Source organism: Streptomyces sp. NPDC000151 (genome assembly GCF_040301705.1).
GTDB lineage: Bacteria > Actinomycetota > Actinomycetes > Streptomycetales > Streptomycetaceae > Streptomyces.
In genome coordinates this window covers 1-6,318 of sequence record NZ_JBEPFC010000240.1, presented here as the reverse complement: position 1 = coordinate 6,318, position 6,318 = coordinate 1, and the positions used below count along the sequence as shown (strand labels likewise).

The window sequence follows — 6,318 nt, the reverse complement described above, 5'->3', positions numbered from 1 at the left end:
GCGGTCGGCCCAGCGGGCCACCCGGACGGCGCCCGCCAGTCCGCTGCGCGCCATCCGGGCCAGCTCGGCGGGCGGCGGAGTGCCCTCGGGCGGCCGCGTCGCGGGCCTGGCGGTCCGGGTGCTCACCGCACGGCGGGCGGCGGCGATCGGTTGTCTGGGGACGAGGCGGAGCCGGGAGTCGCGCGGAGTACGGGACGTCACAGGAGCAGTCTTGCTCTTGTGGGCCCGAAAACCCAATCGGAATGCGGATTGCGTTCTTCGGAAGGTCCGCTCGTGCCCGATCCGCCCATGATCGCCCCCTTCCTCGCGGCACCCCGTGCCAGGCCCCCGGCCCCCCCGTGCCACATGACCTGCGCACCGGGACGACCGGCCGGCCGCTACCCGCTACCGCTGCTCAAGGGCGGTTACATCAACGGCGTCAGAAACCGCCGCAGCGACTCCTCGTACTCGTCGGGCCCGGCGTTCCACATGGCCCCGTGCGGGGCGTCCCTGACGGTGTGCAGGCTGACCAGGTCGGGCCGCGCCGCCTTCAGGCGGCGGGAGGCCGCCCAGGGGGCGATGGTGTCGCCGGGCCCGTGGAAGATCAGCGTCGGTACGGAGAGCAGCGCCGGGTCGCGCGCCTCTGCCAGCCGGTCGGAGTGCAGGCCCGTGCTCCCCTCGGCGGCCCGCACCGCCAGCGGCAGCACGGGGCGCGGCACACGGTGGGCCGCCGCCAGCGCCCGTACCGTCGCGCGCCAGTCCAGTACCGGCGAGTCCAGCACCAGCCCGGCGATCCGGTCGCGCAGCGCGGAGTGCGCCGCGGCGTGCAGCGCCATCGTCGCGCCGGTGGACCAGCCGTGCAGGATCACCCGGCGGGCGCCGTACCGCAGGGCGTACCGGATCACCGCGTCCACGTCGCGCCACTCGGCGTCCCCGAGGTGCCCGATGCCGTCAGCGGTGCGCGGCGCGCCCAGGTCGTTGCGGTACGCCGGGGCCAGCACCGGGAAGTGATGGCGTTGCAGGAACGGCATCACGACCATCGGGTGCTCCCGTGTCGTGCCGAGGCCGTGCACGGCGATGACCCAGGTCTCCCGCTCGCCCGGCACGAACCACGTGGGCAGCGCGCCCAGTTCGCCGGGCACGTCCACGTCGGCGCACTCCAGGCCGAGCGCGTCGGAGGGGCTGCCGATGTACACCTGCGGGGTCAGCCGCATACGGGTGCCGCGCGCGAGGGCCCCGTGGGTGATCCGCTCCAGGCGCCGGACGACCGTGTCGGCCGCGTGCGGCTCGCCGTCGCACACCGGGCCGATCACCGCGTGGCAGCCGCGGCCCGTCAGGCCGTACCGGCCGGGCCGCAGCGCGGACAGGCTGCGGGTGAGCGTGACCCGGTCCCCCGTGGTGCCGTGCACCGTCAGCCGCCCGTCGCCGGGGAACGGCCGGTCGGGAGTGGGTTTCAGAGCGACGTCGCTGGCATACCGGCCGGCCGCCAACGCGGCCGCTCCGGTACCGATCACGGTGGTGACGGCCGCTGCCGCCGCGGTACCCAGGCGCACCCTCCCCAGTCTGGGGACCCGGGCCGCGCCTGGCCAGTGGGCCGCTCCGGCCGGGTGACGGACCCGGCCATCCGCGGCCCGCCGCGCCCCGGAAGCGCACCCGGCCCTCAGCCCTGCTGCCCGTACCCCCGCAGCCGCTCGCCCGCCTCGGCGAGCTGGCCTTCGGAGAGCAGGGACGGCGTGTGGCCGGGGACGGACGCGGCGGTCAGCCACAGCCGGCACATCCACTCCAGCTGCGCCGTACGGTCGTACGCCTGGTCGAGGGTGTCGCCGTAGGTGAGGGTGCCGTGGTTCTGCAGCAGCACGCCCGTGCGGCCGCGCAGCGCGTGCAGCATGTTGTCGGCCAACTCCTGACTGCCGTACGTCGCATATGAGGCAACCCGGACGGTGCCGCCGAGGGCCGCGGTCATGTAGTGCACCGGCGGGAGTTCGGGGACCAGGGTGGAGACAGCGGTGGCGTGCACCGCGTGGGTGTGGACGACAGCGGTGGCACTGGTGTGGCGGTACACCGCGAGGTGCATCGGCAGCTCGCTCGTCGGCCGCAGCGCGCCCGCCACCTGCCGCCCGTCCGCCGGGTCCACGGCCACCAGGTCGTCCGGCCCGAGCCGGTCGTACGGGACGCCGCTGGGCGTGACGAGCACCAGTCCGCCGGCGCGCACCGACACGTTCCCCGACGTGCCGACCACCAGTCCGTCGGCCACCGTGCGCCGCGCCGCGGCCACCAGCGCGTCCCACGCCTCCGCCACCTCTCGCACCGGTCCCGGCTCCCGCTCCGCCATCCCGCCCCACTCCCTCCTGACGTACCTGGGCTCCGCACCGTACCGGCCGCCCCCCGCGCAGCCGCGGCACTGTAAGGCGGACCATTCCCCTCCGGTATCCCCCAAACCGGGATATCTCAGTGGTAACCGGTGATTGGCCGGAGGTCGCCGCCATCTCGGGATCATCCAATAGTCTCTGGGTGATTTGTCATGCACGTCGCCATCCGGGGGGAACCATGGCTCGTGACCACAAAGGTGACCACTCACCGGCCTTACTGCCCCGCCTGACCACCGCCGCCACCGCAACCGCCCTGACGCTGGCCGCACTGGCCGGCGCCGCACTCACCGAACTCGCCGCCGCGAGCCCCTCGGCGGCGTCCGGCGTACCGCACGGCCACGACGTCTCCTCGCACCAGAAGAACGTCGACTGGCCGGAAGCCCGGGCGAACGGCGCGCGGTTCGTCTACGTCAAGGCCACCGAATCGACCTCCTACACCAACCCCTACTTCGACAGGCAGTACGGCGGCGCGCGCAAGGCCGGCCTGCTGCACGGCGCGTACCACTTCGCGGTGCCGGACGAGTCCTCCGGCGCCGCACAGGCCCGGTACTTGCTCAGCCACGGCGGCCGGTGGACGGCGGGCGGCCGGACGCTGCCGCCGGCCCTGGACATCGAGCACAACCCGTACAGCAAGAAGCACAAGTGCTACGGCGTGAGCAAGAAGAAGATGGTCCGCTGGATCTGGAGCTTCAGCGACGAGATCAAGCGGCAGACCGGGCGCCGGCCGGTGATCTACACGACCACGCGCTGGTGGAACACCTGCACCGGCGGCAGCGGCGCCTTCGCGAAGAGCCACCCGCTGTGGCTGGCATCCTGGCACGGGCAGCCCGGCAAGCTGCCGAAGGGCTGGGACTTCCTCAGCATCTGGCAGTACTCCAACAAGGGCGCGCTGCCGGGCGACCAGAACGCCTGGAACGGCTCGTTCGACCAGCTCCGCAGGTTCGCCGCGGGCTAGGAAGCGCCTCGACGCAAAGCACGTTCTGTACACCTCTGGATGAACCCCGAGTGACCGGTGAGGCGCCTCCGCACGAAATCGGCGGGGGCGTCACCACCAGGCCCGTTGTCGTTCATCTTCCGTTCACCCACCCTCCCTACGGTCGTTCGCGTCACTGACCATCGAACTGATTGCCTGGGTGAATGGAACACATCACGCTTCTCATCGGGATCGTGATCGTCACGGCCTTGGTGTTCGACTTCACGAACGGCTTCCACGACACGGCCAACGCCATGGCCACCACCATCTCCACGGGGGCCCTCAAGCCCAAAGTCGCGGTGGCGATGTCGGCGGCGCTGAACCTCGTCGGCGCGTTCCTCTCCGTCGAGGTGGCCAAGACCATCTCCGGGGGCATCATCGACGAAGGCGCCGGCATCCGGCCCGAAGTGATCTTCGCCGGCCTGGTGGGCGCGATCGTCTGGAACCTGCTGACGTGGCTCGCCGGCCTCCCCTCCAGCTCCTCGCACGCCCTCTTCGGCGGCCTGATCGGCGCGACCCTGGTGTCCGTCGGCATCGGCGGGGTCAACGCCGACGCGGTCGTCATGAAGGTCCTCATCCCGGCCGTGGCCGCGCCGATCGTCGCGGGCATCGCCGCGACGGCCGCCACCCGGCTCACGTACCGGCTGGCCCGCAACCGCGCCGACGAGGACACCGCCAAGGGCTACCGCGCCGGGCAGATCGCCTCGGCCGCCCTGGTCTCCCTCGCGCACGGCACCAACGACGCCCAGAAGACGATGGGTGTCATCACCCTGGCGCTGATCACCGGCGGTGTGGTCGCCCCGCACGCCGACCCGCCCCTGTGGGTCATCGCCTCGGCCGGTCTCGCCATCGCGCTCGGCACGTACCTGGGCGGCTGGCGGATCATCCGCACGATGGGCAAGGGGATCACCGACATCCAGCCGCCGCAGGGCTTCGCCGCCCAGACCGGCGCGGCGGTGACCATCCTCGCCTCCTCGCACCTCGGCTTCGCGCTCTCCACCACCCAGGTCTGCTCCGGTGCGGTCATGGGCTCCGGCCTCGGCCGCAAGGGCGGCGTGGTCCGCTGGTCCACGGCGGGCCGGATGGTGATCGCCTGGGGCCTGACGCTGCCGGCCGCCGCGCTGGTGGCCGCGGGCGCGGCCTTCCTGGCCGGCCAGGGCACCTGGGGCGTCACCGCCGTCGCCGTCCTCGGCCTCGCGGTCTGCGGCGCCATCTGGGCCGCCTCCCGCCGCAAGCCGGTGGACCACAGCAACGTCAACGACGTCGAGCCGGCCGGTGTCGTCACCGCCGCGCTGCAGACCGTCACCCCGCCGCCCGCGGGCGCGACCACGGCCGGCGCCGGCTCCATCGACGGCATCCCGGCGCAGTCCCCGTCCGCCTCCCGCTCCCCCGCCGCCTCGGCCGTCCGCTGACGCCGGGCGCTCGCGTTAAGGAACTCACGCCATGAACATCGACTGGGCGGCACTCGGCCAGGTCTTCGGCACCACCCTCGTGGTGACCGTCGGGATGGTGGGCCTGTTCACCCTGGGCATCGTGGGCACGTCCCGCAAGCCCCGCCAGGAGGGCGAGGCGGCCGCCGCGGCGGCCGTCGGCGGCGGCTCCTCCGCCGCGGCCCGCACCGGCGGCTACGCCTGCTTCGCGCTCTGCCTCGCGGCCGTCGGCTACGGCATCTTCCTGATCGTCACCGGCTGAGGCACTCACGCAGCACCTGAAGGCGCCCGGCGCCGCGGTTCCTTCCGCGGCACCGGGCGCCTTCGTCGTCCGCCCGCTTCCCCGGCGCCCGGCCTGTGGTGTCGGCCACATGCTCTGCCATACGCCCGCGTCGCAGGTCAAGGGTGAGTTGACGGGCATTCGCGGCACGTGGTGGACTGCCCGGTGCCATTCGGCGACAGATGAGGAAGTCCGGTGAGAATCCGGCGCGGTCCCGCCACTGTCACCGGGGAGCGCTCCTCCAGAAGAGGCCACGGCCCGCCGCAGACACGGGCTGGAAGGCCGGGGGCAGCGCCGATCCGGGAGCCAGGAGACTCTCGTCGCCCGTCACGTCGAGCCAGGGCGCGGACCCTGAGTGAGGACACACGCCATGCCGGGCCCCGAGCCGAGACCCCTGCCTTCCTGCGCCGTACGCCCGGTACGCGACCGCGTACGGCCGTCCCTCCGAGGCACGACGGCGGGCTGATCCGACGATGCGTGCCGAACACGCCACCTATGCGTGCGGCGCGGCTCTGGGCTTTCTCGGCGACCTGGCCGTGGGCGATCCCCGCCGCGGCCACCCGGTGGCCGCCTTCGGGCGGGCCGCGGGCGCCGTGGAGCGCGGGCTGTGGCGCGACCACCGCGGATACGGAGCGGCGCACACCGCGCTGTGCGCCGGCGGGGCCGCCGTGGGCGCCGCGCTGCTCTCCCGTGCCGTACGCAACTGCGCCCCCGCCCGCATCGCGCTGACCGCCGCCGCCACCTGGGCCGTGCTGGGCGGTACGACGCTGGGCCGGGAGGCGCGCGCCATCGGGAGCGCGCTGGAGGCCGGCGATCTGGACGTGGCGCGCGAGCGGCTGCCGCACCTGTGCGGCCGCGACCCGCAGGCACTGGACGGGCCGCAGATGGCCCGCGCGGTGGTGGAGTCCGTCGCCGAGAACACCTCCGACGCGGTGGTGGGCGCGCTGGTCTGGGGCGCCGTGGGCGGCGTTCCGGGGCTGGTCGCCTTCCGTGCCGTCAACACGCTCGACGCGATGGTGGGGCACAAGTCGGCGCGCTACCGCCGGTACGGCTGGGCCTCGGCCCGGCTGGACGACGTGGCGGGCTGGCCCGGCGCCCGGCTGACCGCCGCACTGGCCACCGTCGCCGGGCCCGACCCGCGCGGCGCGTGGCGCGCCTGGCGGGCCGACGGAAAGCGGCACCCGAGCCCCAACGCGGGCCCGGTGGAAGCCTCGTTCGCGGGCGCGCTCGGCGTACGGCTGGGCGGCACGCTCGCCTACGCGGGGCGGGTCGAGCACCGGCCGGTGC

General features: G+C 73.9%; 6 protein-coding genes and 1 riboswitch. Of the genes, 4 read left to right on the top strand and 2 right to left on the bottom strand.

Going from position 1 to position 6,318, the window contains the following annotated elements; genetic code table 11:
* Positions 1-404: 404 nt before the first annotated feature.
* Positions 405-1,532 (bottom strand): alpha/beta hydrolase, encoded by a 1,128-nt coding sequence (locus ABT381_RS34605; RefSeq protein WP_351601696.1) that lies wholly within the window; start codon positions 1,530-1,532, stop codon positions 405-407.
* A gap of 107 nt (positions 1,533-1,639) precedes the next feature.
* On the bottom strand, positions 1,640-2,311 hold the full coding sequence (locus ABT381_RS34600; RefSeq protein ID WP_351601693.1) for a class II aldolase/adducin family protein: 672 nt from the start codon (positions 2,309-2,311) through the stop codon (positions 1,640-1,642).
* 215 nt (positions 2,312-2,526) lie between these two features.
* On the opposite strand from ABT381_RS34600, the gene ABT381_RS34595 reads away from it, so the two are divergent.
* The 4 genes from ABT381_RS34595 to ABT381_RS34580 all read left to right on the top strand — a co-directional run.
* The gene (locus ABT381_RS34595) at positions 2,527-3,303 is read left to right on the top strand and encodes a lysozyme (RefSeq protein WP_351601690.1); all 777 of its coding nucleotides are present in this window, start codon (positions 2,527-2,529) and stop codon (positions 3,301-3,303) included.
* A gap of 182 nt (positions 3,304-3,485) precedes the next feature.
* Complete coding sequence (locus tag ABT381_RS34590; RefSeq protein ID WP_351601687.1) at positions 3,486-4,733, top strand: inorganic phosphate transporter; 1,248 nt, start codon at positions 3,486-3,488, stop codon at positions 4,731-4,733.
* A 31-nt stretch (positions 4,734-4,764) separates the two neighbouring features.
* Positions 4,765-5,013 (top strand): hypothetical protein, encoded by a 249-nt coding sequence (locus ABT381_RS34585; RefSeq protein WP_351601684.1) that lies wholly within the window; start codon positions 4,765-4,767, stop codon positions 5,011-5,013.
* A 155-nt stretch (positions 5,014-5,168) separates the two neighbouring features.
* Positions 5,169-5,367: riboswitch (cobalamin riboswitch) on the top strand.
* Between the two features lie 137 nt (positions 5,368-5,504).
* Positions 5,505-6,318, top strand: an 814-nt coding sequence (locus tag ABT381_RS34580) for a cobalamin biosynthesis protein (RefSeq protein WP_351601682.1), incomplete at its 3' end; no start/stop codon positions are given.